An 816-nucleotide genomic window follows, 5' to 3' on the forward strand; every position below is an offset into this window, starting at 1 on the left:
GCTGGAAGCTGACATAGTCAGAGTAGTCAGGCGTTGCCGGCTGCGGCTCTGCCGGCAACGCCTGTGACAGGTACAGCGTGACCAGCTCTTTAATCAGCCTGACGACCGACCAGCCATCGCTAATAAGATGGTGCTGGGTCAACAGCAGCAGGTGTGAGTTCTCCGCCTCCGTGATCAGCAGGCTGCGCCACAGTGGACCGGCAGAGATATCGAACGGTCGTATACGGTGTGCATACGCCAACTGGTCAATCTGGCTCTGCCGATCCTGCACGGTGCTCAGATCGATGATATCGAACGGGACCGCGCCCTGTGGGGCAATCAGCGCCCGCGGCTCGTCCCGTCCAGAAGGATAAACCGGAATATCAATGAAAGTGGTGCGCAGTGACTCATGGCGCCCCACAAGGACAGCAAAGCAGTCACGCAGGCGCTGTGCGTCCAGCTGGCCGCTGAATTTCACGCCATGGTGAATATTATTAACTGGCAGGGTGATATTGATTTTTTCCAGGAACCACAGTCGCAATTGCCCTGGTGATAGGGCAGAAATGCGGATCTCATCGGCCGGCTTGGATTGCACTGGCGCCTTAGCCTGCTGACTGGCGCCACACTCAACATTGCTGTACTTCCCCTGCTCTTTTGCCGCCAGATAGTGTGAGAAAACCATCCCGGCAAGAGCTGAAGGTGTCGGGTAATCAAATACCAATGTGGCCGGCAACGTCAGGCCGGTTTTTTTCCCCAGCACTTTGCGTAATTCCAGTGCCATCAACGAGTCCATACCTCTCTCGCTCAGCGGCTGGGCGTTGTCGAGATCATCTACCG

At 56.5% G+C, this 816-nt stretch carries 1 protein-coding gene; it reads right to left on the reverse strand.

Features of this window, described 5'->3' with window-relative positions; translation table 11 throughout:
• Nucleotides 1–760, reverse strand: a 760-nt coding sequence (locus tag U869_RS29920; protein WP_232785431.1) for a condensation domain-containing protein, incomplete at its 3' end; no start/stop codon positions are given.
• Between the last annotated feature and the right edge of the window lie 56 nt (nucleotides 761–816).

The sequence above is a fragment of the Serratia sp. H1w genome (assembly GCF_000633355.1).
Classification (GTDB): domain Bacteria; phylum Pseudomonadota; class Gammaproteobacteria; order Enterobacterales; family Enterobacteriaceae; genus Chania.